Source organism: Hyphomicrobium sp., assembly GCF_036833075.1.
In the GTDB taxonomy this organism is placed as follows: domain Bacteria; phylum Pseudomonadota; class Alphaproteobacteria; order Rhizobiales; family Hyphomicrobiaceae; genus Hyphomicrobium_C.
This window is the reverse complement of record NZ_DAITQL010000003.1, coordinates 74,015-97,540: the sequence shown is the minus strand read 5'-3', so window position 1 is coordinate 97,540 and position 23,526 is coordinate 74,015. Positions and strand designations below refer to the sequence as shown.

Annotated in this window: 24 protein-coding genes and 1 pseudogene; 13 read left to right on the top strand and 12 right to left on the bottom strand. The window is 68.3% G+C overall.

Annotated features, from left to right (window positions below; genetic code table 11):
• Nucleotides 1–29: 29 nt before the first annotated feature.
• Nucleotides 30–731, bottom strand: a complete 702-nt coding sequence (locus tag V7082_RS02180; protein ID WP_334145935.1) for a hypothetical protein — start codon at nt 729–731, stop codon at nt 30–32.
• Between the two features lie 269 nt (nt 732–1,000).
• On the opposite strand from V7082_RS02180, the gene V7082_RS02175 reads away from it, so the two are divergent.
• On the top strand, nt 1,001–2,941 hold the full coding sequence (locus V7082_RS02175) for an acyl CoA:acetate/3-ketoacid CoA transferase (protein ID WP_334145933.1): 1,941 nt from the start codon (nt 1,001–1,003) through the stop codon (nt 2,939–2,941).
• Nucleotides 2,942–2,959: 18 nt separating this feature from the next.
• On the opposite strand, the gene V7082_RS02170 is transcribed toward V7082_RS02175, so the two are convergent.
• The gene (locus V7082_RS02170; RefSeq protein WP_334145932.1) at nt 2,960–4,339 is read right to left on the bottom strand and encodes an aminotransferase-like domain-containing protein; all 1,380 of its coding nucleotides are present in this window, start codon (nt 4,337–4,339) and stop codon (nt 2,960–2,962) included.
• Between the two features lie 93 nt (nt 4,340–4,432).
• Between V7082_RS02170 and V7082_RS02165 the strand changes: the two genes are divergently transcribed.
• Together V7082_RS02165 and V7082_RS02160 are read left to right on the top strand one after the other, a co-directional pair.
• Nucleotides 4,433–4,843: a DUF983 domain-containing protein gene (locus V7082_RS02165; protein ID WP_334145931.1), complete on the top strand. Its 411-nt coding sequence runs from the start codon at nt 4,433–4,435 to the stop codon at nt 4,841–4,843.
• Nucleotides 4,844–4,960: 117 nt separating this feature from the next.
• Nucleotides 4,961–5,866 (top strand): EamA family transporter, encoded by a 906-nt coding sequence (locus tag V7082_RS02160; RefSeq protein ID WP_334145929.1) that lies wholly within the window; start codon nt 4,961–4,963, stop codon nt 5,864–5,866.
• On the opposite strand, the gene V7082_RS02155 is transcribed toward V7082_RS02160, so the two are convergent.
• On the bottom strand, nt 5,814–7,589 hold the full coding sequence (locus V7082_RS02155; RefSeq protein WP_334145927.1) for a glucan ABC transporter ATP-binding protein/ permease: 1,776 nt from the start codon (nt 7,587–7,589) through the stop codon (nt 5,814–5,816). The genes V7082_RS02160 and V7082_RS02155 overlap by 53 nt on opposite strands.
• 306 nt (nt 7,590–7,895) lie before the next feature.
• Here V7082_RS02155 and V7082_RS02150 point away from each other — a divergent pair, with 306 nt between their 5' ends.
• Together V7082_RS02150 and V7082_RS02145 are read left to right on the top strand one after the other, a co-directional pair.
• On the top strand, nt 7,896–8,702 hold the full coding sequence (locus V7082_RS02150) for a pentapeptide repeat-containing protein (RefSeq protein WP_334145925.1): 807 nt from the start codon (nt 7,896–7,898) through the stop codon (nt 8,700–8,702).
• A 48-nt stretch (nt 8,703–8,750) separates the two neighbouring features.
• Nucleotides 8,751–9,377: pseudogene (locus tag V7082_RS02145) on the top strand (UdgX family uracil-DNA binding protein); the annotation flags it as partial.
• Here V7082_RS02145 and V7082_RS02140 read toward each other — a convergent pair.
• Together V7082_RS02140 and ettA are read right to left on the bottom strand one after the other, a co-directional pair.
• Nucleotides 9,376–10,035, bottom strand: coding sequence for a glutathione S-transferase family protein (locus V7082_RS02140; protein WP_334145977.1), 660 nt, complete (start codon nt 10,033–10,035; stop codon nt 9,376–9,378). The pseudogene V7082_RS02145 and the gene V7082_RS02140 sit on opposite strands and share 2 nt — an antisense overlap.
• A gap of 139 nt (nt 10,036–10,174) precedes the next feature.
• Nucleotides 10,175–11,836: an energy-dependent translational throttle protein EttA gene (gene ettA, locus V7082_RS02135; RefSeq protein WP_334145923.1), complete on the bottom strand. Its 1,662-nt coding sequence runs from the start codon at nt 11,834–11,836 to the stop codon at nt 10,175–10,177.
• 133 nt (nt 11,837–11,969) lie between these two features.
• Here ettA and V7082_RS02130 point away from each other — a divergent pair, with 133 nt between their 5' ends.
• A complete protein-coding gene (locus tag V7082_RS02130; RefSeq protein ID WP_334145922.1) occupies nt 11,970–12,173 on the top strand; it encodes a hypothetical protein in 204 nt (67 codons plus the stop codon).
• Between the two features lie 13 nt (nt 12,174–12,186).
• Here V7082_RS02130 and V7082_RS02125 read toward each other — a convergent pair whose 3' ends face one another.
• Together V7082_RS02125 and V7082_RS02120 are read right to left on the bottom strand one after the other, a co-directional pair.
• The gene (locus V7082_RS02125) at nt 12,187–12,945 is read right to left on the bottom strand and encodes a CPBP family intramembrane glutamic endopeptidase (RefSeq protein WP_334145921.1); all 759 of its coding nucleotides are present in this window, start codon (nt 12,943–12,945) and stop codon (nt 12,187–12,189) included.
• A 32-nt stretch (nt 12,946–12,977) separates the two neighbouring features.
• Nucleotides 12,978–14,018, bottom strand: coding sequence for a mitochondrial fission ELM1 family protein (locus tag V7082_RS02120; protein ID WP_334145920.1), 1,041 nt, complete (start codon nt 14,016–14,018; stop codon nt 12,978–12,980).
• A gap of 206 nt (nt 14,019–14,224) precedes the next feature.
• Here V7082_RS02120 and V7082_RS02115 point away from each other — a divergent pair, with 206 nt between their 5' ends.
• Nucleotides 14,225–14,707, top strand: coding sequence for an Lrp/AsnC family transcriptional regulator (locus V7082_RS02115; protein ID WP_334145919.1), 483 nt, complete (start codon nt 14,225–14,227; stop codon nt 14,705–14,707).
• Nucleotides 14,708–14,736: 29 nt separating this feature from the next.
• On the opposite strand, the gene V7082_RS02110 is transcribed toward V7082_RS02115, so the two are convergent.
• Nucleotides 14,737–15,027: a hypothetical protein gene (locus tag V7082_RS02110; RefSeq protein WP_334145918.1), complete on the bottom strand. Its 291-nt coding sequence runs from the start codon at nt 15,025–15,027 to the stop codon at nt 14,737–14,739.
• Nucleotides 15,028–15,369: 342 nt separating this feature from the next.
• Between V7082_RS02110 and V7082_RS02105 the strand changes: the two genes are divergently transcribed.
• Nucleotides 15,370–15,930: a TIGR00645 family protein gene (locus V7082_RS02105; protein ID WP_334145916.1), complete on the top strand. Its 561-nt coding sequence runs from the start codon at nt 15,370–15,372 to the stop codon at nt 15,928–15,930.
• Nucleotides 15,931–15,999: 69 nt separating this feature from the next.
• Here the strand turns inward: V7082_RS02105 and V7082_RS02100 are convergent, their stop codons facing one another.
• A complete protein-coding gene (locus V7082_RS02100; RefSeq protein ID WP_334145914.1) occupies nt 16,000–16,260 on the bottom strand; it encodes a hypothetical protein in 261 nt (86 codons plus the stop codon).
• A gap of 78 nt (nt 16,261–16,338) precedes the next feature.
• The gene (locus V7082_RS02095) at nt 16,339–17,139 is read right to left on the bottom strand and encodes a hypothetical protein (protein WP_334145912.1); all 801 of its coding nucleotides are present in this window, start codon (nt 17,137–17,139) and stop codon (nt 16,339–16,341) included.
• A gap of 234 nt (nt 17,140–17,373) precedes the next feature.
• Between V7082_RS02095 and V7082_RS02090 the strand changes: the two genes are divergently transcribed.
• Both V7082_RS02090 and V7082_RS02085 read left to right on the top strand, forming a co-directional pair.
• Nucleotides 17,374–17,655 carry a hypothetical protein gene (locus tag V7082_RS02090; RefSeq protein WP_334145910.1) on the top strand — a complete coding sequence of 94 codons (282 nt, stop codon included), beginning with the start codon at nt 17,374–17,376 and terminating at the stop codon, nt 17,653–17,655.
• Nucleotides 17,656–17,702: 47 nt separating this feature from the next.
• Nucleotides 17,703–18,152, top strand: a complete 450-nt coding sequence (locus V7082_RS02085; RefSeq protein WP_442909743.1) for an FKBP-type peptidyl-prolyl cis-trans isomerase — start codon at nt 17,703–17,705, stop codon at nt 18,150–18,152.
• Between the two features lie 56 nt (nt 18,153–18,208).
• Here V7082_RS02085 and V7082_RS02080 read toward each other — a convergent pair whose 3' ends face one another.
• Nucleotides 18,209–19,150, bottom strand: coding sequence for an LpxL/LpxP family acyltransferase (locus V7082_RS02080; protein ID WP_334145908.1), 942 nt, complete (start codon nt 19,148–19,150; stop codon nt 18,209–18,211).
• Nucleotides 19,151–19,480: 330 nt separating this feature from the next.
• On the opposite strand from V7082_RS02080, the gene V7082_RS02075 reads away from it, so the two are divergent.
• Entirely contained in the window at nt 19,481–20,242 is a 762-nt protein-coding gene (locus V7082_RS02075) for a DUF2147 domain-containing protein (RefSeq protein WP_334145906.1), read from the top strand.
• A 49-nt stretch (nt 20,243–20,291) separates the two neighbouring features.
• Here V7082_RS02075 and V7082_RS02070 read toward each other — a convergent pair whose 3' ends face one another.
• Complete coding sequence (locus tag V7082_RS02070) at nt 20,292–21,815, bottom strand: MFS transporter (RefSeq protein WP_334145904.1); 1,524 nt, start codon at nt 21,813–21,815, stop codon at nt 20,292–20,294.
• A gap of 242 nt (nt 21,816–22,057) precedes the next feature.
• On the opposite strand from V7082_RS02070, the gene V7082_RS02065 reads away from it, so the two are divergent.
• On the top strand, nt 22,058–22,417 hold the full coding sequence (locus V7082_RS02065) for an ArsR/SmtB family transcription factor (protein ID WP_334145902.1): 360 nt from the start codon (nt 22,058–22,060) through the stop codon (nt 22,415–22,417).
• Nucleotides 22,401–23,522, top strand: a complete 1,122-nt coding sequence (locus tag V7082_RS02060; RefSeq protein ID WP_334145900.1) for an SRPBCC domain-containing protein — start codon at nt 22,401–22,403, stop codon at nt 23,520–23,522. The genes V7082_RS02065 and V7082_RS02060 overlap by 17 nt, the downstream gene beginning before the upstream one ends.
• The last annotated feature ends 4 nt before the right edge of the window (nt 23,523–23,526 follow it).

Below are 23,526 nucleotides of genomic sequence, written 5' to 3'. Positions count from 1 at the left end.
GCGGGCCGCAAGTCAATGCGGGCATGGGGCTATTCGGACGCGTCGCTGGATGAGGACGTCCAGTCCTTGGCGTGCATGAAGATGGTGCCGTTCTCGAACGCGCGCGCGTCGTAGAACGGCAGCATGCGCTCGAAGCGGACCGTGACCGGCTTCGTGTCGTCGGCGGCGCCGCCCTTGAGGCTGGCCAACCCCCCGGTGTCGCGCGCCAGGGTCGCGGTCAGCGTGAACGCGTAGGGGCCGACCTCGCGGATGATCTGCTCCGGCTTCTCGTCGTCGCCGCGCGTGTAGAAAATGACGGATTCCGTGCGGCTCTCGCGCCCGGCGAGCGAAAGGGGGGCGAAGCCCGTGTAGCTCTTCGTGCGCGTGCGCTCCATGGACCAGACGCCGAGCTCGGCCGCGTAGAAGTTCTTCGTCTCGTTCGTTCGCGGATCGGTCACCGCGAGGTCCATGTGCAGGATGGTGCCGGTCTGCGCCCCCTCGTTGGTGATCGTGACGGGAACCTGGATCATCTCGAAATTGGTGTTGTTGTAGGGCGCGGCATAGTAGACGACGCGCGGCACGAACACGCGCAGCTCGGCGTTCCGGAGCGTCGTGTCCCAAAGGCTGTAGCCGGAAAAGAGCACGGCGACCGCCGAGAGCAGCCTGGCGCCGAGGCCCGCGGAGAATTGCCGCGCGTTGTCCGATGTGAAGCCGGCAGCATACACGGACGCCCCGGATCTCTCCCGAGCCATGGCGGTCCCTCCCTCATTCGTTCCCCGTCGCGCCCCGCACATGGCGAACCAATTCCGGCGAACGTGTGACCCGGCGAGGGGCTTCTCCTCGCCCTCTTGGGAGATGGGTAGGTTGAAAATCACCCGTTCGAGTAGGACGATGGCGACTGTTGCGGCGTAGCGGCGCTCGCCTTTATATCGTCGGCGTTACATCCAAAGCACGTCACCGATCCTCCGTGGGGAGACCTTGCGGACGAAAACAGAGTGACCGCCATTCCGGGGAACGCACCATGCCGAGCAGCAAGGTCATGTCAGCCGACGATGCCATCGCGCGCATCAGGGACCGCGACGTCATCGCCACGACGGGCTTCGTGCAAAGCTGCATCCCCGAGATGCTGCATGCCGCCCTCGAGAAGCGCTTCGTCGAAACGGGCGCGCCCCGCGACCTCACGCTCATCATGTGCGCGGGCGCCGGCGACAGCAAGGGGCTCGGCACGGGCCGGCTGCATCACGAGGGACTCCTGAAACGAGTCATCGCCGCCAACTTCGGCCGCATGCCGAAGGTCGCGCAGGCTGCGCAGGAGAGCAGGATCCAGGGCTACAACCTGCCCCAGGGCGTCATCTCCAAGCTCTACCGGAGCTGTGCTGCGGGCAGCCCGGGGCTGTTCACCAAGGTCGGGCTGCACACCTACGTCGACCCGCGCCTGGGCGGCGGCAAGGTCAACACCGCGACCAAGGAAGACCTCGTCAAACTGGTCGAGGTCGATGGCAAGGAATGGCTCTTCTACAAGGCGACGCCGATCAACGTCGCGCTGATCCGGGCGACGAGCGCCGATCCGCTCGGCAACCTCAGCATGGAGAGGGAGTGCCTGACGCTCGACGTGATGGCGCAGGCGATGGCCGCGCACAACAACGGCGGCGTCGTCATCGCGCAGGTCGAGCGCATCGTCGAAGCGGGCTTCATCAAGCCGAAGGACGTCAAGGTCCCGGGCATCCTCGTCGATTGCGTGGTGATCGCCGACCCGCCCGAGATGCACCGCATGAACTACGGCGTGATGTACGATCCCGGCCTCGCGGGTGAGGTGCGCGTCACGGTCGACAGCCTGCCGCGCATGGAGCTCGACGAGCGCAAGATCATCGCGCGGCGCGCGGCCTTCGAGCTGCCGCCGAACGGCGTCATCAACCTCGGCGTCGGCGCGCCCGACGGCGTGGCGAACGTCGCCAACGAGGAGAAGGTCACGCCCTACCTCGTCATGACGACGGAGGCGGGCGCGGTCGGCGGCGTGCTGGCGGGCGGATCGAGCTTCGGAGCGTCGGCCAACGCGCATGCGATCGTCGACCAGAACCAGATGTTCGATTTCTACCACGGCGGCGGCCTGGACCTCACCTGCCTCGGCATGGCGGAGTGCGACAGCCTCGGCAACGTCAACACCAGCAAGTTCGGCGGCCGGCTCAACGGCTGCGGCGGCTTCATCGACATCTCGCAGAACGCCCGTGCGGTGGTGTTCGCCGGCACGTTCACGGCGGGCGGGCTCGAGGTCACGATCGAGGACGGCAAGCTCAAGATCGTCAAGGAAGGCCGCGCGAGGAAGTTCGTCAATCAGGTCGAGCAGGTGACGTTCTCCGGGCCCTATGCGGCGCGCAAGCAGCAGCCGGTGATCTACGTGACCGAGCGCTGCGTGTTCCAGCTCACCGACCACGGTCTCGAGCTGATCGAGGTGGCGCCCGGCATCGACATCGAGCGGGACATCCTTCCGCACATGGCCTTCAAGCCGCACATCCACAAGCCGATAACGATGAATCCGGCGATCTTCCGCGATGCGCCGATGGGGCTCCTGGCCGACCTCCTCAACGAGAACCTCCACGAGCGCATCAGCTACGACGCGGCCCGCAACGTGCTGGCGATCAACCTCTCGGGCTGGAGCGCGCGCAAGAAGGCCGACGTCGACGATCTGCAGAAGGCGATCGTGGCGGCGAGCACGGCCGCCGGGCGGCGCGTCAACTCCATCGTCAACCAGGACGGCTGCCGCATCGCCGAAGACCTCTACGATGCGTATGCGGACATGGTCGCCTATGTGCACAAGCATCACTACGATCGCATGGCGCGCTATGCGACGAGCGCGCTCACGCGTGAGAAGCTGCAGGACGCACTCAGGCGGCGCGGGCTCGAGACGCGCGTGCACGAGCGCGCCGAGGATGCGCTCGCCGTGATCGAGCAGGAGCCGGCCTGATCCGAGGCGGGCTCGGCCTCAGACTACGACCTCGTCGTCGGGCGCGGGTGAGGCGAGCGCCTCCGACAGGATCTCGAGCGCCCTGGCGAGCTGCGCGCGGCTTCGTGCGGCGCCGAGCGCGAGGCGGATGGCGTTCGGCGGCGACGCATCGGTCGCGAACGCCTCCCCGGTGACGACGGCGAGGCCGCGCCCGTTGAGGTGGGCCGCAAAGCGCTGGGCCGGCCATCGCTGCGGCAACGGTAGCCAGACGTGAAGGCCGCCGGGGTGGGCCGCCAGGGGGTGTCCGGCGAGCGCCGCGCGGGCGAGCGCCTGCCGCGCCGCGGCTTCCGAGCGGATGGCGCCGACGATCGCGCCTGCGGTGCCGTCGCGCATCCAGAGCGTGGCGACGGCGGCCATCAGGGGCGCAGGCATCTGCAGCGTGGCGCGCAAGAGGCTCGCGAGCCGCGCGGCCGCCTCGGCATCCGGCACCACGACGAGCGAGGTGCGCAAGCCCGGCGCGATGCATTTCGAAAGGCTGGCGGCCAGGTACGCCCGCTCGGGGACCAGCGCCGAGACCGGCGTCTCGCCGGGGACGAGGAATGAATAGGGATCGTCCTCGATCAGCGTCAGGCCGCGCGCACGGATGACATCGGCGATGTGGCGCCGCCGTTCCGCCGGCATGGTCACGGTCGTTGGATTGTGCAGCGTCGGCATCAGGTAGACGAGCCGGGCCGTGCCGGTGCGGGCGGCCCGGTCCAGGGCGTCGGGGACGATCCCCTCCGCGTCCATCTCGACCCCGGCCAGCCGGAGGCCCGCGGCGGCGGCCGCGGCCTTGAGGCCGGGATAGCTCAGGCGCTCGGTCAGAACCGTATCGCCGGGGGCCGCGTGGGTGAGCAGGAGGCAGAAGAGCGCCGATTGCGTGCCGGGCACGAGGAGGACACGGGCTGCGGTCGCGGTCACGCCGGGAACGAGACCCTGGAGCCAGTCCGCGGCCGTCTGCCGTTCGGCTGCTGTGCCGCCGGGCTGCTGATAGGTGAGATAGGGCGCGATCCCCGACGAACCGCGAATGTCGGAGACCGCTTTCGCGAGCCGCCCGTCGAGGTCCGCTTCGATCGGCTGGGGTGGCAGGTTCATGGAGAGGTCGATGCCGGGTGCAGCACCCCGCACGGTCGCAGGCGGGTGGGCGCCCACGAACGTGCCGCGCCCGACCCTCGCCTCGACGAGTCCCTGGCGGCGGGCCTCGGCGAAGGCCCGCGTCACCGTCGTCAGGTCGACGCCGAGGGCGCGTGCGAGCGCGCGCTGGGTGGGAAGCGCCTGGCCCCGATGCAGGCGGCCGGCGGCGATGTCCTCAGCCAGCGCCGTCACGATGCGCTGGTACAGGGGGCCTTGGCGGTCGGTGATTGTAGGGGTCCAATCCATACAAGTAGGTCATATCGCGCGTTGCTGATCCATACAATCCACTCTATCCCTCCGCGGATCAAGGGCGTGAGCCCCGCATCGAGGAGGTTCCCAATGACTGCCGAAGAGCCGACCATGGCCGTTACCCTCGCCCGGGGCGCACGCTGCATGTGCCCCGCCTGCGGGACCGGCGCCCTGTTCCGCAAATACCTCAAGGTCGTCGATACGTGCGCGTCCTGCGGCGAGCCGCTCCATCACCACCGGGCCGACGACATGCCCGCCTATATCGTGATGTCGATCGTCGGGCACATCGTGGTCGGGCTCGTGCTCTGGGCCGAGTTCCGCTACGGCTGGCCGGTCTGGCTCCACCTCTCGCTCTGGCTGCCGCTGACCGTCGTGCTGACGCTCGCGCTCCTGCAGCCGGTCAAGGGCTTCATCGTGGCGCTGCAGTGGGCGCTCAGGATGCATGGCTTCGGGACGAGCCGCGGTCCACGTCCGGCCCCGGCGGCCGTTTCCGCCAACTGACGCCGCCCGCGCGCCCTCCTCTGCGCGGGAGGGATTGAGGACGTCGCGGCCACGTGCGCACTGGCGCCGTCTTGCCGGCGCGCCTAAAAGGCGCGTTCCAAACGAAAGCGTCGTCCCGTGAGCAGTCCGTCCACCAGCCTGCCGTTGCGCCATGCGCTGCTCGCGCTCGCGGTGACGGCCGTCTGGGGATCGAACTTCGTCGTCATCCACATCGGGCTCACGCATCTGCCGCCGCTGCTGTTCGCGTCGCTGCGGTTCCTCTGCTCGCTCCTGCCTGCCGTGCTGATCCTCAAGCGGCCGGCCGTGCCGTGGCGCAATCTTGCGGGCTACGGGTTGCTGGTCGGAGGCGGCCAGTTCGGTATCCTCTACATCGCCATGAACGGGCTCGTCACGCCGGGCCTCGCCTCGCTCGTCATCCAGACACAGGTATTCTTCACGATCGGGCTCGCGATGGCGATCAGCGGCGAACGCGTCCGGCCGTTCCAGGTCGTCGCGCTGCTGATCACGCTCGCGGGGCTCGCGATCATCCTCGTCCACACCGACGGCGCGACGACGCCGCTCGGGATCGTGCTGGTGCTGATCGCCGCTGCCGCCTGGGCGGGCAGCAACATCGTCGTGCGCGCGACTCCGGCCGCGGACATGCTGGCCTATGTCGTATGGGCGAGCCTGTTCTCGCTGCCGCCGCTCCTCGCGCTCTCGCTCGCGTTCGAGGGATGGCTGGCGATCCGCGACGGGCTCATTCAGGCCGACGCCGCGACCTGGGGCGCCGTGCTCTGGCAGGCGGTCGGCAACACGCTCTTCGGCTTTGCCACGTGGAGCTGGCTGCTGGCGCGCCATCCCGTGGCGACCGTCGCGCCGATGGCATTGCTCGTCCCGGTGTTCGGCATCGGCGCCTCGGTGCTTTGGCTCGGCGAGCCGTTGCAGGACTGGAAGCTCACCGCGGCGGGGCTGGTGATGGCGGGGCTCGCGCTCAACCTCCTGTGGCCGCGGCTTGCGGGGCGGCGTGTGCCTCGGATGTCCTAGGCACGGTAAAGCCGCCCTCGGCGACCATGCGGGCAAACAGGCCCTGCCCCTGGGCAAGCTCGCGGAAGCGGCCCTGCTCGACGATGCGGCCCTGATCGAGCACCAAGATCCTGTCGGCGTTGGCCACCGTCGAGAGCCGGTGCGCGATGATGAAAGTTGTACGGCCCGCGCGGAGACGGTCGAGCGCGCGCTTGATGCGGGCTTCCGTCTCGGCATCGAGCGCGCTTGTCGCCTCGTCCAGCACGAGGATCGGCGCGTCCTTGAGGATGGCCCGCGCGATGGCGAGGCGCTGACGCTCGCCGCCCGAGAGCGCGACGCCGCGCTCGCCGATGACGAAGCCGTAGCCGTCGGGCTTCCTCAGGATGAACTCATGCGCTTCGGCGAGGCGTGCGGCCTCCTCGACCTCGGCGAGCGTCGCGCCCGGGCGGCCGATGGCGATGTTGTCGCCGATGGAGCGGTTGAAGAGGCCCGCATCCTGGAACACGACCGACACCTGCTGGCGAAGCGACGCCAACGTCACGTCGGCGATGTCGGTGCCGTCGATCAGGATGCGGCCGGCATCCGGAGCGCGAAGCCGCATGAGCAGCGAGAGCGTCGTCGATTTGCCCGAACCCGTCGGGCCGACGAGCGCCACCGTCTCGCCCGGCGCGGCGGCGAGCGCGATGTCGTGCACGCCCTGCTCCGTGCCCGGGAAACGAAAGCTCACACCCTCGTAGCGCACATCGCCCTTCACGGGCGGGAGCGGCGGCGCATCGGGTTTCTCGGCGATGCCGACCGGCTCGTCGAGGAGCGCGAAATAGGCTTCGAACGTCGGCCGGCGCCGATGCATGGCGGTGACGAAGCCCGCAATCTGATCGAGCTTGGAGATCAGAAGATTGGCAAAGCCGACAAACGAGACGATGGCGCCGACGGACAGCTCGCCGCGTCCCGCCAGCACCGCGCCGAGCGCGAACACGGCGACCATGGTGATCGTCGCCGCCGCGCGCTGCAGCACGGTGAGAATGCCCCACCAAGTCAGAACCGGGTACTGCGCGGCCAGAAGATCGCTCATGACGGCGCGCATGGCCTCGCTCTCGGCCTTGAGGCGCGCGAAGCTCTGCACCACCGTGACATTGCCGATGACATCACCGACGCGGCCGTAGACCGCTGCGTTGTAGCGCTCGACGTTCGACTGGCCGTCCTTGGTCTTCTGCATGACGAGCGTGTTCATCACCACGTAGGCGACCGCGAGCAGGGCCAGGATCGCGGCCATGCGCATGTCCATGCCGATGGCCGTCGGCACCAGCAGCACGATGCCGGCGACGGCCGTCAGCTGCTCGCGCATGGCGCCGAGCCAGAGCCAGAAGAGCGCGTCCGTGCCCTGGATGACGGAGCGGACGACGGCGCCCGAGCCGCGGTCGGCGTGGTAGCCTTGCGGCAGCGCCATGGCTCGGTCGAAAGCCTCCGCCATGGCGGCGAGGTGGCGGCGGTGGGCGAGGCGGTCGGCCAGCACGGCGACGACCACGCTCGCGAGGATGCCGAAAAGCCCGAGGGCGGCCCAGAGCGCGATGGTGGGAAAAGCCTCGTTTCCGCGCGCGAGCGCGTCGACGACGCGGCCGAGCAGGATCGGCTCGGCGAGTTGCACGACGCCGATGACGACGGAGGCGGCCGCCAGCACCAGCGCGAGCCCCTTCTCCGCCCCGAGCATGCCGAGTGCGCGCGTATAGAGGGCGATGAGCTTCATGGTAACCGCCGTGCCTTCCCTTCCCGCCGCGAAACCTAGAGCCTGTTCGCCTCTGACAGACTCAGAGGCGAGGCTCTATGTTTTTGGCTTGCCGCGTTTTCTTAACGCGAAGTGGTGTCCACTTCGCTTGAAAACGCTTTAGCGTACCGGGGCTCGCCTCGCGACGCCGCCCGCGGTCGCGGGGCGCCTCCTGTGGCGGGCGGATCAGGCAGGCTGATGGCGGGGCGCCGAAATTCTGATCGCTCGGGGACGGTCGCCTGCTGCTAATCTCCGTCCCAAGACAGAAACTCCAGGGACGGACTTCCCATGCCCACGAAGCTCATGCTCGGCTGCGCGGCGCTGCTCGCGCTCACTTTCTCTGCCGCGCCGCCCGCCGCTGCCCAGGATCTTCTGCAGTATATCGACAGGACGTCGGACGCCTTCACCAAGGCGGACATGACGCGGGCCGACGTCGAAGCGCTGATCGCGGCAGCCGGAACGTCAGGCGGCGTCGAGCTCAACGGCCGCGGGCTCAACCGCCTCGACCTCTCGGGTCTCGATCTCCACGGCGCGAACCTGCAGGCCGCGCGTCTCAACGGCACCAAGCTGGCCGGCGCAAACCTCTCGGGCGCCACACTCGATCAGGCGTGGGGGCTCGAAGCCGACCTCACGGGCGCCAACCTCAAAGGCGCGAGCCTCGTCTCGGCCCAGCTCCAGGGCGCCACGCTCGACCGCGCCAACCTTTCGCATGCCCGCGTCGCCAGCGATCTGACACAGGCGAGCCTCGTTCAGGCGATCCTCGACGGCGTCAACATGACGAATGGCGTTCCGGCGCGTGCGAGCCGCCGTCATCCGTTCGTGCTGCGCTCGGCGAAGCTCGACGGCGCGAAGGTGACGAACGCGGGGCTAATCGGCGCCGTGCTCGAATTCGCTTCGCTGAAGGACGCCGACCTCTCGGGCAGCATTCTCGCCGGCGCCGGGCTCGCGGGCGCCGACTTCACCGGCGCCAACGTGGCGAAGGCCGATTTCAACGGCGCGGACCTCGCCTCCGCGCATCTCGAGCACGTCGTCGGGCGCGACGCGATCGTGAACCTCGACAAGGCGCGCAACGTCGAGCAGGCGTACACGAAATAAATCTGCCGGCGGCGTGCGCCGCATGTGAGGTTCGTGCGTTGAGAGCGCATGAAACCGCAAGCGGCCCCTTCGAGAGCCCCCGCGCCGGCCGAGGCGCTGACCGGGGTTCGCACCCTGGCCGAGCTCAATGCGATCATCTCGGCGGCGGATCCCAACGTGCCGGGCGGCACGCGCGCCGTGCTCGGCGAAGGCCCGCTCCATCCCGCGCTCGCCTTCGTCGGCGAGCAGCCGGGCGACCAGGAGGATCTTCAGGGCCGGCCGTTCGTCGGCCCGGCTGGCGAGCTTTTGACCCGTGCGATGGGGGATGCAGGGATCCGCCGCGAGGCGTCCTACGTCACGAACGCCGTCAAGCACTTCAAGTTCGAGCAACGCGGCAAGCGCCGGCTGCACCAGAAGCCGACGGCGGGCGAAGTCAGCCATTATCGCTGGTGGCTCAAGCGCGAGCTGGAAATCGTTGCGCCGAAGCTCGTCGTGGCGCTCGGGGCAACGGCGGTGCTCGCGCTCGCCGGCAAGGCGCTGCCCGTCACCAAGCTCCGCGGCGCGTTCCGCTTCGACGGCGTTCTGGGCTACATCACCGTGCATCCGTCGTATCTCTTGCGCATTCCGGACGCCGCGGCGAAGCGCGCGGCTTATGACGCGTTCGTGGCCGATCTCAAGGCTGCGCGCGTGCTCGCTAATCGCGGTCCGGCGCACCGGGCGGAAAGAAGCGGCGGAAGGGACGCGCCTCCTCGACGCAGCGCGCAACCGACGGGCGCGCGAGGAGGCGGGCGCGGTACGCCTTGAGCGTTGCGCGGGCAGCCGGGATCTCGTGCACCCAGTCGGCATAGAAGAGCGACGGCGCGGCGGCGCAATCTGCGAGTGTGAAGGCGTCGCCAATCGCCCACTTCCGACCGGCAAGCTTTTCGTCGAGCCAGCCGTAGATCGTGTCGAGCAGGTCGCGGGCCTGGCGGACGCCATAGGCGTCGCGGTCGGCCTGGGGCCGCAGGTGATCGAGCACGATCTTCTGCATGGGCGTCATGACGTAATTGTCGAAGACGCGGTCCATCATGCGTGCTTCCAGCGCCGCGTCGGGATCCTCCGGGACGAGCCGCACGGGGCCTGGATGGTGCCGGTCCAGGTGCTCGATGATGGTCGAGGATTCGAGCACCGTGCGGCCGCCGTCGACGAGCACCGGCATCCGCTTCACGGGCCAGAGCGCCGCCCACGCCTCCCCGGCCGCCGGGTCCTCGGGGCCGAGCTCGCGATACGCGAACGCCGTCGCGTTCTCGTAGAGCGCGATCAGCACCTTCTGGCAGTAGGACGAGAACGGGTGGGCGTAGAGCGTCGGCGCCATAGGGTCAGCCTTTCTCATCGACCGCGCTTCTCCGAGGATCGCCGGGCCTACCGCTCGAAGCGCTTGAACTTGATGCGGTGGGGCGCGCTTTCGTTGGCGCCGGCGACTCCGCTCCGCGGAGCCGGCCGCCGGCGCGGATTTACCGCTCGAAGCGCTTGAATTTGATGCGATGTGGCTCCACGGCGGCGTCGCCGAGGCGGCGCTTCTTGTCCTCCTCATAGGCCTCGAAGTTGCCTTCGAACCATTCGACGTGGCTGTCGCCCTCGAAGGCCAGGATGTGGGTCGCCAGGCGGTCGAGGAAGAAGCGGTCGTGCGAGATCACGACGGCGCAGCCGGGGAAGTCCTCGAGGGCGGCTTCGAGGGCGCCCAGCGTCTCGGTGTCGAGGTCGTTGGTCGGCTCGTCGAGGAGCAGCAGGTTGCCGCCCTCCTTCAGCATCTTGGCCAAGTGCACGCGGTTTCTCTCGCCGCCCGAGAGCAGGCCGACCTTCTTCTGCTGGTCCGGCCCCTTGAAGTTGAACCAGCCGCAGTAGGCGCGCGAGCTCATCTCGCGCTTGTCGCCGAACTTCATGATATCGAGGCCGCCCGAGATCTCCTCCCAGACGGTCTTCTTGTCGTCGAGGTGGCTGCGCGACTGGTCGACGTAGGAGAGCTTCACCGTCGGGCCGAGCTTGATGGTGCCCTTGTCGGGTTGCTCCGCCCCGGTCAGCATCTTGAACAGCGTCGTCTTGCCGGCGCCGTTGGGGCCGATGACGCCGACGATGCCGCCCGGCGGCAGCTTGAAGGAGAGGTCATCGATCAACAGGCGGTCGCCGAAGGCTTTGGAGAGGCCCTCCGCCTCGATGACCATGTCGCCCAGGCGCGGGCCGGCCGCGATCTGGAACGACGCCTTGCCAACCTCCTCGCGTCCGGCCTGCTCGACGAGCTTGTCGTAGGCGGCGATACGCGCCTTTGATTTCGCCTGGCGGGCCTTGGGCGAGGAGCGGATCCATTCCAGCTCGCGCGCCATCTGCTTCTGGCGGCCTTCCTCGGCGGCCTTCTCGCTCTCGGCGCGCTTGGCCTTCTGCTCGAGCCAGCTCGAATAGTTGCCCTTCCACGGCACGCCCTGGCCGCGGTCCAGCTCCAGCGTCCAGTCGGTGAGGTTGTCGAGGAAGTAGCGGTCGTGGGTGACGAGGATCACGCAGCCCGTGTACTCCTTGAGGAAGTGCTCGAGCCAGGCGACGCTCTCGGCGTCGAGGTGGTTGGTGGGCTCGTCGAGCAGCAGGATGTCCGGCTTCGACAGCAGGAGCCGCGTCAGCGCTACGCGGCGCTTCTCGCCGCCCGAGAGCTTGGTTACGTCCGCCTCACCCGGCGGGCAGCGCAGCGCGTCGAGCGCCTGCTCGACCTGGGTGTCGAGGTCCCACAGGCCAAGCGCGTCGATCTGGTCCTGGAGCGCCGTCATCTCATCGGCGGTCTCCTCAGAGTAGTTGGCGGCGATCTCGTTGTAGCGGTCGAGGATGGCCTTCTTCTCCGCGACGCCTTCCATGGCGTTGCCGAGCACGTCCTTCTCGGGATCGAGCTCCGGCTCCTGCGGCAGATAGCCGACCTTGATGCCGTCGGCGGCGCGCGCTTCGCCGAGGAAGTCGTCGACGGTGCCGGACATGATCTTCAGGAGCGTGGACTTGCCGGCGCCGTTCAGGCCCACGACGCCGATCTTGGCGCCCGGCAGGAACGACAGCGAGATGTCCTTCAGGACCTGCTTGCCCCCCGGATAGGCCTTGGAGAGCTTGTGCATGTGATAGACGTACTGATGGGCTGCGGCCATTGGGGGCGCCTCTCTGGTCGAAGAATTCGGGATTGGAGCGTCTTCTAGCGGATCACGCGACGGATCTCAACGTCAGCCTCAGTTCTTCGACGGTACATGGACCTGCATCGGAGGAGGGGGTAGTATGTTGAGCATGGGTACGCTGAAGGTCGCGCAACAGCTGGAAAAGGCAGGGCTTCCCACGCCCCAGGCCGAGGCGGTCAGCCGGATTGTCAACGATCTCGGCCGGGCCGATCTCGTAACCAAGGATCACCTCGATGTCCGGCTCCTCCAGCACACGCTTGCGACTATCGCTGCGTTTGCCATGATCGCCGGCATGTTCAAACTCTTCAGTTGAGCGCCGTCCGGCCTCACACATTCGAGACGCCGGTGAAGAAGTAGCGGCCGAGGCCGATGGTAAAGATCAGCCAGCCCCACAGCGTATGCTCGACGAACACCGCCCAGAACGAGCGCGTCACCGCGTAGCGCGCGGCCAGGATCAGGCCGCCGAGGGCCGTCGCGGCAATGGCAAAGGCGGAGTTCATCACGATGTGCGCGAAGCCGAAGAGCAGGCCGTTCACGATCACGATCAGCCACGCGTGCGGGCCGAACAGCGGTCCGTAGCGATGGAAGAAGAACGAGCGGTAGAGTAATTCCTGCGCGGCCACCGAGAACAATGGATAGGCGATCATGATGCGCCAATAGGTCTCGGGGCGGTTGGCGGGGAATTCGAGAAACCAGCTTGGATGCGCGTGCCTCACCCAGAGGGCGGCGGCGCTGCCGGCGATCAGGAAGATCATCGCGATCGTCAGCGCGTTGCGCCTGCCGATGCCGCGCGCGAGCTCGTCGCGGAGGCGGAACGTCGGATCGATCAGGAGCAGGACGACGGCGACGACGAGCACCGGCACGAGGGCGACGAAGATCGGGATCCTGGTTCCTGGCGGGATGTAGTCGGAGAGCAGCGGAATGCGCTCGCCGTGCACGAGCCAGCGCATGACGACGGGGGCGAGCCCGAACAGGATCGCCATCTCGATCCACCGCCAGAGGCGCAGAGGACGCGACGGCGCGGGCGTGCCGGAACGCGTGCCGCCGGCCCGGATGAGAGGCGGCGCCGGTGCCATGGCGGTCATCGGGTCTCCACGCGGGGGTGCATTCGCGCCGGTCACGTCAAGCCCGGAAACAGGGTGCGGCGGCGCTGCCAGCGGCGCGCGATCTCGTCGGCGATCGCGCACGCGGCATAGACCGGCGCGTAGCTCCAAACCTCGAGCGCGGCGAAGCGCTCGGGCGCCGGGCGCGTCACGCCCCTGGTTTCGAGCGCTGCGTGGAAGGCGTCGAACTTCGTGGCTCCCCCGTCGGGGGCGAAGACGTAGATGGGCCGGCCGGTCGCCGCGGCTTCGCCCGTCATGTTGATGCTGTCGGCGGTGACCAGGAACGCATCGGCTTTGGCGAGGAACTGCGGATACGGGTTGTCTCCTTCGCCTTTCCAGAGCACGGCTGGCGTTCCGGCGACGGTGGCTTCGAGGGCGGCGATGAGGTCGGGCGGCGTGCGGCGCGAGGTGGTGATCATGAGCCCCGCGCCGAGGTCTGCGAGCGAGTGTACGAGGCGCGCAAATCCGGCGACGACCGGCGGGGGATAGCGGTAGCGCTCGTTCGGCCCCCCGACCAGGACGGCCACGCGCGGCGCCGGGAGGGCATCGAGCGCGGGGTCGGGATGCGCGCGGATGTCCGCGAGACGCGCCGGCGAGAGCGGGTGCGGGGCAGTGAGCGTCGCGATCACGTTCGGGCCGCGCCGTTTGTCGTGCTCGGGCACCCAGAAGAGGTCGGCCGAGCCCGGCCCGGTCTTGGGATCCATCATGACGACGGTATAGGTCTTGAAGCCCGCCTTGCGCTTCAGCGCGCGGATGTAGGGCGTCGTCGTGCGGCCGGCGGCGAGCGCGATCTCGGGCCATGGCGGGGCGAAGAGGGATCCCGGCTCGCCGAAGCGCTCGCGCGGGGCGACCGGGCCCCACGGGGCCATCGCCTTCCAGAGGCCGGAGGGCGCCACGCGCTTCCATTCGACCGACAGCTCGAGGGCATCGGCCACGCCCCGGCAGAGCGCCTCGTGGCCGGCCTTGCCGTCGCTGATGATCCAGGCTTTGGCGCCGGCGAGCGGTCGCGCGGGGCTGTCCTGCGTCGGGCCGGCAACGGGGGTGGGGCTGCTCATGCCGGCCACCTTCTGCGGTCCGTCGCCGGCTGTCGAGTCCCGGCTACGGCTGCACATTGCGCAATTGTACGCACGGAAGTTGTGATAAATCTTTGCATTCGTTGCGCAGGTGCCTTAAGCGCGGTTGGTGCTGATTGAATCGGATCCGCGCGCCAAGCTTTTGACGAGACTTGGGATTCAGTTTCGACCATCAGGAGAGACCGTTCATGGCGCTTCGTCTCGACGCAACAGACCGGCGCATCCTGCGTGAGCTGATGGCCGACGGTGCCCTGACCAACGTGGCGCTGGCGCAGCGCGTGGGGCTTTCAGCCCCGCCGTGCCTCAGGCGCGTGCGGGCGCTCGAGGATGCGGGCGTCATCCAGGGCTATACGGCGCTGGTCGACGAGCGCGCGCTCGGCTTCGCGCTCACGGCGTTCGCCATGGTCGGGTTGTACAGCCAGGCGGAGCCCGACCTCAACGCGTTCGAGAACCGCGTGCTCGGCTGGCCCATCGTGCGCGAGGCGTACATGCTTTCCGGCGAGAGCGATTACATCCTGAAGTGCGTGGCGCCCGACCTGCCCGCGTTTCAGGACTTCGTACTCAAGGTGCTGACGGCCGCTCCCAATGTGGCGAGCGTCAAGACGATGCTCGCCATCCGGCGCGCCAAGCTGGCGCCGGGCGTAACGCTGACCGGGCCGGAGGAGGCGTAGATCGTCGCCTTCCTCCGGGTACGCGCGCCTCAGACCGGCAACACGCTGCGGATCTGCGTCTCGTACTGCTCGACTGCATCGAGCGCGCGCGCCTTCATGACCGGGTCGGCATGCCCGGGCATCGAGGTGAACCCCTCGACGGCCTCGCGCGCGTTGGCGATGATCTTGGTCGCCGCCCGCTGCGGGCTCAGCTCCTTGAGCGTCATCGATTGCAGGAGCTGCGTCAGCAGCACGCCCGTCGCGAGCGAGAGCCCGGAGAGCTCGGAGACCTGGCGCCTGAGCTCGGCGATGGCCTCGTCGGTGGATGTCGTGTCGGTCATGTCGTGAACTCCGTTCTCGCCTCGTTGCGGCCGACGCCGCCCTCCCCCGAAGGGGCGCGACGCCGCAAGTCCCCTCGGTATGAGCAAAAAGCCGGCGTGCGCGCAAGCCCGCAGGCGGGGCGCTTACCTCGGATCCGTCCGAATCCCGCATTCCCGAGCCGCCCCCGGCCGGCTTCCCTCGATCTCCCCGGGCTTCACGCCTCCGGCCGCCTTCTCTCCCCATCGGGAAAATTACAGACGTGCGTGGCGCCCCTGTATGCCGCATACCAGACCCCCCGGGCGCAATGCTATCCGGCCGCCCGCGGCATATATTCGCCGCAGCAACCGCAAGGGCCTACACGCATGTCTGCCGATCTCGACCGCTCGCCATTGCGCACCCTCGCCACGCTGATCTTCGGATCCCGCTGGCTGCAGGTCCCGCTCTACCTGGGGCTGATCATCGCCCAGGGCGTCTACGTGTTCCTGTTCATGAAGGAGCTGATCCACCTCCTGGCCCACGCCACGGACTTCGGCGAGCAGCAGATCATGCTGATCGTGCTCGGCCTGATCGACGTGGTGATGATCTCAAACCTGCTCGTGATGGTCATCGTCGGCGGCTACGAGACCTTCGTCTCCCGCCTGCGCCTGCAGGACCATCCCGACCAGCCCGAATGGCTCGACCACGTCAACGCCAGCGTGCTCAAGATCAAGCTCGCCATGGCCATCATCGGCATCTCGTCGATCCACCTGCTCAAGACGTTCATCGAGGCCGGCAACCTCGGCATGGAAGGCGCAAAGCTCACAGAGGCTGGCGTGATGTGGCAGACCATCATCCACGTCACCTTCATCCTGTCCGCCATCGGCATCGCCTATGTCGATCACCTCAGCCATGCGCACGCGAGGCCCAAGCCGGCCGAGCACTGAACGGAAAAAAGGCGGGGCACCGCAAGGGAACCCCGCCTCCGTTTCTGCTCGTCCGAGCCCGCCGGCGCTTTATTTCAGCAAAGCGTCGATCTCTTTCGCGGTCGCTTCGGCCTCCGCGAACTTGCTTTCGCTGCATTGGCCCTCGAGCTTGCCGATCAACTCGTCGACTTTTATGGCCTGGGCCTCGGGGAGCTTCTGTCCCGCGGCCTTCTCGGCGTAGCTGTAGGCGAGCTGGTTGCAGGCATCCTGGTCGGCCGGCGGGGCCGCCAGTGCGGGCGCGACCGTCAGAGTGGCCGCCAAGGCCGCTGCGGCGGCAGTCGATTTGCGCATCGTAAGTGGTCCTCCATGGGAGATTTCAGCTTCGCGGCCGTCGCCGAACGGCCGCTTCTGGATCAGGAAATCGATTGCCTACCGGCGCCCGGAGCCCGGACCGGGGCCGCCCCCGAACCCGCCGCCGCCTTCGGTCGCAAGCACGCACACTTCGGGGCCTTTCTTGAGCGCGAGCGAGGGAATGTACTCGAGGTCGATGCGCTCGATCACGCGCCGGCGTCCGTCGAGATCGAAGGGCCGCGTCTCCGTTCCCTTCGGAATCGCGGCGCGCACGTCGAAGGTCTGCGTGGAGCGGTCGCCGAAGGTGACGCGCACCTTGTTGAGCCGAAGCGTCGCGTCCTTGACCTGCAGCTTGATGGCCCGGAAGGCGCCTTCACGCCGTCCGACGCGGATCGTGTCGCTGGTATCGAGGAAGCCCACGCGCTGGCAGCCGAGCACGTCCCAGCGCGCCTCGCGCTGCCGCTCGCCATAGAAATCGATCTTCACCGGCCCGAACGCGCGATAGGCGATCTCGATGCGCTCGATGACGGTCGCGCGCCCCGGAAGGTCAATGGGTCGCGACCGGGACCCGGCCTTGAACACCTCGCCGACGCGGAGCACGTCGCTCCCGCCGCCGCCACCGTAATAGATCCTGAGCTCCTCCACGCGGGCATCGCCGCCCGTGACGGTGAAGCCGATCGAGCTGAACCGCCCTTCGCGGCGCCCGACGTCGATCGTGTCGCGCTCGATGCGGGTACCGATCTGGGCCGTGCCCAACAGGTCCCAATCGGCACGGTTGTCCGGCCGCCAGTCCTCGGAGCGGCGCTGTGCCTCGGCGCTCGCGAGAGGCATCAAAAGCGCGACCGCCGACACGATCGCAAGCAGAATTCTTTTCGGCATCGAACGTCTCCTCGGGTCTCCCGGCGCGGCTTTGCGCCCCCTGGAACGGCAGGCGCGAACCGCGTGCGCGAGCTAGCATTCCGTTTAGGTCCAAACAATGTCGGTTTGCGCTTCGGATCGGAAAGTTTTTGCGCGGCCTGAGGCCGCCCCTCAGCCCGCGCCACACCACGGCCTCGGGAGTCGTGCTAAAGAGCTGCCGGCTTCAGAGAGGGCCAGCCAACAGGGATCCATGCCATGAAACGAATTCTCGCCATTGCGTCGCTCGCCGCAAGCCTCGCCGCGGGCACCGCTATTGCCGAGGTCAACGACGCGGTGCGCAACGCCTGCCGCGACGACTACCACAAGCATTGCGACAGCCTCGAGGTCGGCAGCGAGGAGCTGCGCGCCTGCATGCGCTCCAAGGCCACCGACCTGTCAAAGGAGTGCCTGAAGGCGCTGGTGACCAACAACGAGGTCACGCAGGAGGACATTGAGAACTACCTCAAGGAAATGGAAGCGCAGGCCAAGAACCAGTAGGCTCGCGGCCGCGATTTCCAAGGCTGCAGAAAGAAAGTGAGACACGTATGCGGATACCAATGCGCGCCGGTGCGTTTGTGGCGTTTGCCTTTGCCGTGGCGCTGAGCGCCCTCGCCGCGGGTGCGGCGGCCCCTGCCGCGGCGGAAGAAACGACGACGGCCTCGGGCCTCAAGATCATCGACACGACGGTCGGCACGGGCGCGACGCCTCAGAAGGGCCAGACCGGCGTCGTGCACTATACGGGCTGGCTCTACGAGGACGGCAAGAAGGGGACGAAGTTCGACAGCTCCGTCGACCGCGGCGAGCCCTTCGCGTTCTCGGTCGGCACCGGACAGGTGATTGCCGGCTGGGACGAAGGCGTGTCGACGATGAAGGTCGGCGGCAAGCGCACGCTGATCATCCCGCCGCAGCTCGGCTACGGCGCGCGCGGCGCAGGCGGCGTCATTCCGCCCAACGCGACGCTTCTGTTCGACGTCGAGCTTCTCGACGTGAAATAGGCCGGGACGGGCGCGGCTCGCGGGAGATCGCGGGCCACGCTCGTGCTCGACGCCTGTCATCCGAGCGCGCGCAGGCCTGCATCGGCTTTTGTCGCCGTGCGCCCCCCGGAAGCCCTTGGCGGGCGGATGTTCCACCACTGCCACTGCTCGGGATGCTCGCGGATCCAGGCGTCGAACTGGCGGAAGATCAACTCCGTCGCCCGATGCGCGTCGCGCCGCTTGTCGTCGCTCACCGGCATGTCGAGGCGGACGGCGTCGAGGCGGAACCGGCTTTGCGCCCCGAGACGCACCGTCCGCGCCACCCATAGCCACGCGTCGGTGTGGCGGGCGATCAGCGCCGGGACGTACGAGACGCGGACGGACTGTCCGAGGAACGTCACGTCGACCCCGCGCCGGTCCACATGATCGCAGACGAAGCCGAGCCATCCGCCGCCGCGCACGAAATCGATCAATCCCTTCGCGGCCCGCGGCCCGTCCTCCTTGCCTTTCGCGAAAAGGCCGCCGCTGAACAGGGCGGTGCGCCGCGACCGCACGAGCCTGTCGATGTACGGGTTGGCCAGCGGCCGGTAGACGGCGGCCGGATCGCCGCCAAGCAGCTTCACGGGCCAGATCGTGAGCTCCCAGTTCCCGAGATGCGGCGTCGCGCCGACCTGCGGCACGCGCTCCCGCACGGCCGCCTCGAGCCCCTGGGTTCCGCGGATGTCGATGCGGGCTGGGTCGGCGATCACGCGGTCGATGAGCATGAGCTCGGCGGCGATGCGGCCCATGTTGTCCCACATCGCGTGCGCGATGCGTGCATGCTCGGCGGGGCTGCGGTCGGGAAAGGCAATGGCGAGGTTCCTGAGGCTCTGCCCGTGACGGCGCGTCCGCGGTCCGATGAGCCGCGCGAGCCAGGCCAGGACGCTGGCCGACGCGTCGACGCCGGCCAGGCGCATCGCGCTCATGGCCAGCACGAGGGCGCCGTACTCGCAGCGGTGACGGAGGGATTTGAGTGACACGTGCCGCTCTCCGGCGGTCAGATCGAACGGGGATCCCGCGTCTCTTTGCAACCTTGTATCGAGGTGCGACGCGAATGGACGAGGACGCGCTGCGGCCGCGGCACCTCGGGGAGAGGCGCCACAGCGGCCGCTGCGGGCCGATCGTATCAAACGCTCCCCGGAGTTCAAACGCGCCCTGTGGACGGGCCGCGAGGCCCGGATCAGTCCGCCTTGCGCGCGCCTTCTCCCTTCCGGCCTGTTCCCCGCGGAATAGCGCCTCCCGGCCGCCGCCGCCAAAGATCCCCCATCGACATTGCGAGAGACACCCTTGCGATACGGAGAGGATGGGCCATGTTTCCAAGCATTCGCACATTGACGCTCGCGGCCGCGGGCGCGTTGATCTGGACCTCGGGCTCCGAGGCCGCGACGAGCGACCCGACCGGCATCTGGTTCGACCACAACGGACGCGGCGCCGTCGAGATTGCGCCGTGCGCCGGCGGTCCGGGCCTCTGCGGCACCGTGGTCCACATCACGGACGCCGCCAACGCCAAGCGCTGCGGCATGCAAATTCTCGGCAACGTCACGCCGGACGGCGGCGGCTGGATCTACAGCCCCGACCGCGGCAGGAAATACAGCGTGGCGCTGACCCGCTTGAGCGACGACAAACTGCGCGTGGTCGGCAACGCCGGCTCGTTCTTCAGCAAGACCTTCACCTGGAAGCGCGCGCCCGACAGTATCGCGCGCTGCGGCGAGGAGAGGGCCGCCGTGCCCGCGAAGCCGGCCGAGACCGCAAAGGCCGATGCGCCTCAGGCCCCAACGCCCCCTCCGCAGGTCGCGGCGACGACCGAGACGTTCACCGGTGCCACGAGCGCATCGCTGGCCCTGATCGGCGCGCCGAAGCGGAGACCTGCGGCGGAAGAAGCACCCGCGCCGGCGGCCGGCACGATCTCCGCGCAGCCGGTTGCGACGGAGAAAGCCGCGCCCGCAACGACGACTGCCGCTGCGCCGGTCGCGGATACGGACGCGGACGTGGAAAGCGTCGTCCCGGAGCGCAAATGCAAGTTCAAGATCCCTTACGTCGGCCGCGTGATATCGGTGCCCTGCCGCGATTAGGATCGGTCCGCGCGGAGGACCGTGCGCACTTCCCGCGCTCCCCGAACCGTCACCGCCGCCCGTTGCGGAGCGTGATTACCGCCAGCACGGCCGCGCCGAGGGCGGTCGCGGCCGAGACGGCGGAAGCGGCCACGAAGGCAGACACGAACGCCTCCCGCGCCGTGCCGAGAAGCGCCGTCCGGGCCGGATCGCCGAGCTCGGCGGCCACAGCAACGGCGCCGCCGAGCGTATCCCTAGCCGCCGCCATCGACGGCACCGGAACGCCCGCGAGCGGCTCACCGGCCATCGCGCTTCGATAGACGGCGGTGACGAGGCTGCCGAGCACGGCAATGCCGAGCGCGCCGCCGAACTCGAAGCTGGTCTCCGAGATCGCCGAGGCCGCGCCTGCGCGCTCGGGTGGCGCCTTGGCCAAGACGATGTCCGTCGTGATCGCACCCGTCGGCGCGACGCCGAGGCACAGGATCATCATGCCGAGGAACAGCACCCACGGACCGTCGGCCGCGCCGAGCTGCGTCAGCACGAGGAAGCCGGCGGCGGTGATGACGAAGCCCACCGAGATGATGACGTAAGGCTCGAAGCGGCGCACCAGAAACGGCGTCGCGACCGATCCGAGCGCAAAGACGACGCCCGAAGGCGCTGTCCAGAGACCGGCCTCGAGCGGCCCCATGCCGAGCACGAGCTGCAGGTATTGCGCAATGAACAGGAACGTGCCGAACACCATGAACAGCGCCACGATGTTGGTGCCGAGCGCCGCCGAGAAGGCGGGGATGCGAAAGAGGCCGATGTCGATCAGCGGATCGTCGAGCGCGGACTGCCGCTGAAAGAAATAGGCGCCGATCAGAACGCCCGCGCCGACGGCGAACAGCGGCAGCGGCGCCAGGCCCGCTTCGGCGATGCGCTTCAAGCCGTAGATGACCGCGAGCACCGCTGCCATCGACTGCGCTGCGCTCAGAAGATCGATCCGCCCCGCGTCGGGGTCGCGGAACTCCCGCAGCAGGTATGGGCCGACCCCCAGCAGCAGAAGCATGACCGGGATGTTGATGAGGAACACCGCCCCCCACCAGTAATGGGCGAGAATGAAGCCGCCGACGACCGGCCCCACCGCCGCGCCGACCGAGAAGCACCCCACCCACACGCCGATCGCAAGCGCCCGCTCCCGGTCGTCATGGAACATGCTGCGGATGAGCGAGAGCGTCGACGGCGCGAGCGTCGCCGCCGCGAGGCCGAGGAGCGCACGGGCCGCGATCAGAGACGTGGGGGTCGTGGAGAACGCCGCGAGCGCGGACGTCACGCCGAACACCGCCGCGCCGATCAGAAGCAGCCGGCGACGCCCGATGCGGTCGCCGAGCGTTCCCATGGTGATCAGGGCGCCCGCCACCATGAACCCGTAGATGTCGACGATCCACAAGAGCTCCGACGAGCTCGGCCTCAGCGCGGCGGCGATCTGCGGCACCGCGAGGTGCAGCACCGTGAGGTCCATCGAATAGATGATGCAGGGCAGCGCGAGAACGGCGAGGCCGATCCAGTCGCGCGCCTCGGCCTTTCCGCTCCGGACGAGGGTGTCGTCTGCCATCGATGAACGAGCCTCCCCCGGGGTCCGCCATACCCCTCGGCCGGAGGAGCGAGCCGCGTCATACCTGCCGCGGACGGGAAAGTCACGCGGGCCCGGCGATCGCGAGCCGGCTGCAGTGAACGCGACGCGCACGGACTTAATCGCGAAGCCAAAAATGCTCGAAGTGTTATTAAGCCGCGCGGTTTGACAAACAGCCGCGGTTCGAATTGACAATCCGGCCGCACGATGAAAGATTCAATCAAATGGTTGAGCGAAACGACGAGCACCTGGACCACCTCTTTCACGCCCTCGCCAACGCGACGCGGCGGGAGATCGTGAGCTTGCTCGCCAAGCGGCCCCATCACATCAGCGAGATGGTGCCGTGCTTCGCCATGTCGCTCGCGGCCGTATCCAAGCACGTGCAGACGCTCGAGCGCGCCGGCCTCGTCGACCGCGAGGTGGTCGGCCGCAACCACGTCTGCCACCTCAATGCGGATGCGATGAGCGAAGCCTTCGAATGGCTCGGCGGGTACGAGAGGTTCTGGCAGGAGCGTCTCGACGCGCTGGAAAGCGTCCTTTCCGAGGGGACTGGAGGCAAGGGTGGCGGTGCGCGACAGAAATAGGACCGTTTCCGTCACGATGGTGCGCAAGGTGGAGGCGACCACCGGCGCCGTCTACGCCGCTTGGACGGAGCCGAGGCTGCTCGCCCGGTGGCTGGCGCCCGGAGCCGATACGGTCACCTCCGTCACCGTCGACCTGAGGACGGGCGGCAGCTTCCGCCTCGAAGGCGTGAACGGCGACGGCAAGCCCTATGCCTTCTCCGGAACTTATCTCGATCTCGTCGAGGATCGCCGCGTCGCGCTGTCGTGGATCTACGACGGCCCGGTTCCCGCCTTGCGGGGAGGCACGTCGATCGTTGTGGCCGAGCTCAGAAAGCTCGAGCCCGGTGTCACCGAGCTGACGCTGACGCACGAGAAGCTCGCCGCGCGCGACGCCGCCGAGATCTACCGCGTGAGCTGGACCGAATGCGTCGGCAAGCTTGCCTGTGTCGCCGCCTGCGACGAGGTCGCGGCCCGGCCGGCAGGGCCCGGCGAGCGCGCGGACTTCTTCTCCGACAGCCAGCGCGACCTGCAGGACCGTTTCGGCAGCCGCAAGCTCGCAGACCGCCTTGAGGCCGTTCTCGTTCACGACCACCTGAGCGCCGTCGATGCCGCCTTCATCGCCCGCCAGAACATGTTCTTCCTCGCCACCGCCGATGCCTACGGCCAGCCGAGCTGCTCGTACAAAGGAGGCGCACGCGGCTTCGTGACCGTCGCGGACGCGCGCACGCTGGCCTTTCCCGACTACAACGGCAACGGCATGCACCTCTCGACCGGCAACATCAACGAGACCGGCAAGGTCAGCCTGCTGTTCGTGGACTTCGAGCGGCAGGCGCGCATGCGCGTGCTCGGCTCCGCGTGCATCGCCGACGGCGATCCCCTGCTCGAGCGCTATCCCGGCGCGCAGATGATTGTGCGCGTCACGATCGAATCCGTGTTCACGAACTGCCCGCGCTATATCCACCGCATGAGCGTGGTCGAGGAATCGGCGTTCGTTCCGAAGTCCGGCGCCGAAACGCAGGAGCCTGCCTGGAAGCGCCTTTCGGCGGTCGCCGACGTGCTGCCCGACAAGGACAAGCACCTCGCCGGCCAGGATACGGACCTGGACAAGACCCTCAACAAGGACTGAGCCG

Excerpts from the sequence above, each read along its gene's own strand:
- V7082_RS02140 (WP_334145977.1), bottom strand. The coding sequence starts at position 10,035 with ATGGCGCCGACGCTCTACGCCCACCCGTTCTCGTCCTACTGCCAGAAG.
- V7082_RS02120 (WP_334145920.1), bottom strand. The coding sequence starts at position 14,018 with ATGAGCAGCCCCACCCCCGTTGCCGGCCCGACGCAGGACAGCCCCGCG.
- V7082_RS02075 (WP_334145906.1), top strand. The coding sequence starts at position 19,481 with ATGTTTCCAAGCATTCGCACATTGACGCTCGCGGCCGCGGGCGCGTTG.
- V7082_RS02070 (WP_334145904.1), bottom strand. The coding sequence starts at position 21,815 with ATGGCAGACGACACCCTCGTCCGGAGCGGAAAGGCCGAGGCGCGCGAC.
- V7082_RS02150 (WP_334145925.1), top strand. The coding sequence starts at position 7,896 with ATGCCCACGAAGCTCATGCTCGGCTGCGCGGCGCTGCTCGCGCTCACT.
- V7082_RS02105 (WP_334145916.1), top strand. The coding sequence starts at position 15,370 with ATGTCTGCCGATCTCGACCGCTCGCCATTGCGCACCCTCGCCACGCTG.
- V7082_RS02085 (WP_442909743.1), top strand. The coding sequence starts at position 17,703 with ATGCGGATACCAATGCGCGCCGGTGCGTTTGTGGCGTTTGCCTTTGCC.
- V7082_RS02065 (WP_334145902.1), top strand. The coding sequence starts at position 22,058 with ATGGTTGAGCGAAACGACGAGCACCTGGACCACCTCTTTCACGCCCTC.
- V7082_RS02115 (WP_334145919.1), top strand. The coding sequence starts at position 14,225 with ATGGCGCTTCGTCTCGACGCAACAGACCGGCGCATCCTGCGTGAGCTG.
- V7082_RS02170 (WP_334145932.1), bottom strand. The coding sequence starts at position 4,339 with ATGGATTGGACCCCTACAATCACCGACCGCCAAGGCCCCCTGTACCAG.
- V7082_RS02155 (WP_334145927.1), bottom strand. The coding sequence starts at position 7,589 with ATGAAGCTCATCGCCCTCTATACGCGCGCACTCGGCATGCTCGGGGCG.
- V7082_RS02125 (WP_334145921.1), bottom strand. The coding sequence starts at position 12,945 with ATGACCGCCATGGCACCGGCGCCGCCTCTCATCCGGGCCGGCGGCACG.
- V7082_RS02090 (WP_334145910.1), top strand. The coding sequence starts at position 17,374 with ATGAAACGAATTCTCGCCATTGCGTCGCTCGCCGCAAGCCTCGCCGCG.
- V7082_RS02175 (WP_334145933.1), top strand. The coding sequence starts at position 1,001 with ATGCCGAGCAGCAAGGTCATGTCAGCCGACGATGCCATCGCGCGCATC.
- ettA (WP_334145923.1), bottom strand. The coding sequence starts at position 11,836 with ATGGCCGCAGCCCATCAGTACGTCTATCACATGCACAAGCTCTCCAAG.
- V7082_RS02095 (WP_334145912.1), bottom strand. The coding sequence starts at position 17,139 with ATGCCGAAAAGAATTCTGCTTGCGATCGTGTCGGCGGTCGCGCTTTTG.
- V7082_RS02165 (WP_334145931.1), top strand. The coding sequence starts at position 4,433 with ATGACTGCCGAAGAGCCGACCATGGCCGTTACCCTCGCCCGGGGCGCA.
- V7082_RS02130 (WP_334145922.1), top strand. The coding sequence starts at position 11,970 with ATGGGTACGCTGAAGGTCGCGCAACAGCTGGAAAAGGCAGGGCTTCCC.
- V7082_RS02100 (WP_334145914.1), bottom strand. The coding sequence starts at position 16,260 with ATGCGCAAATCGACTGCCGCCGCAGCGGCCTTGGCGGCCACTCTGACG.
- V7082_RS02110 (WP_334145918.1), bottom strand. The coding sequence starts at position 15,027 with ATGACCGACACGACATCCACCGACGAGGCCATCGCCGAGCTCAGGCGC.
- V7082_RS02180 (WP_334145935.1), bottom strand. The coding sequence starts at position 731 with ATGGCTCGGGAGAGATCCGGGGCGTCCGTGTATGCTGCCGGCTTCACA.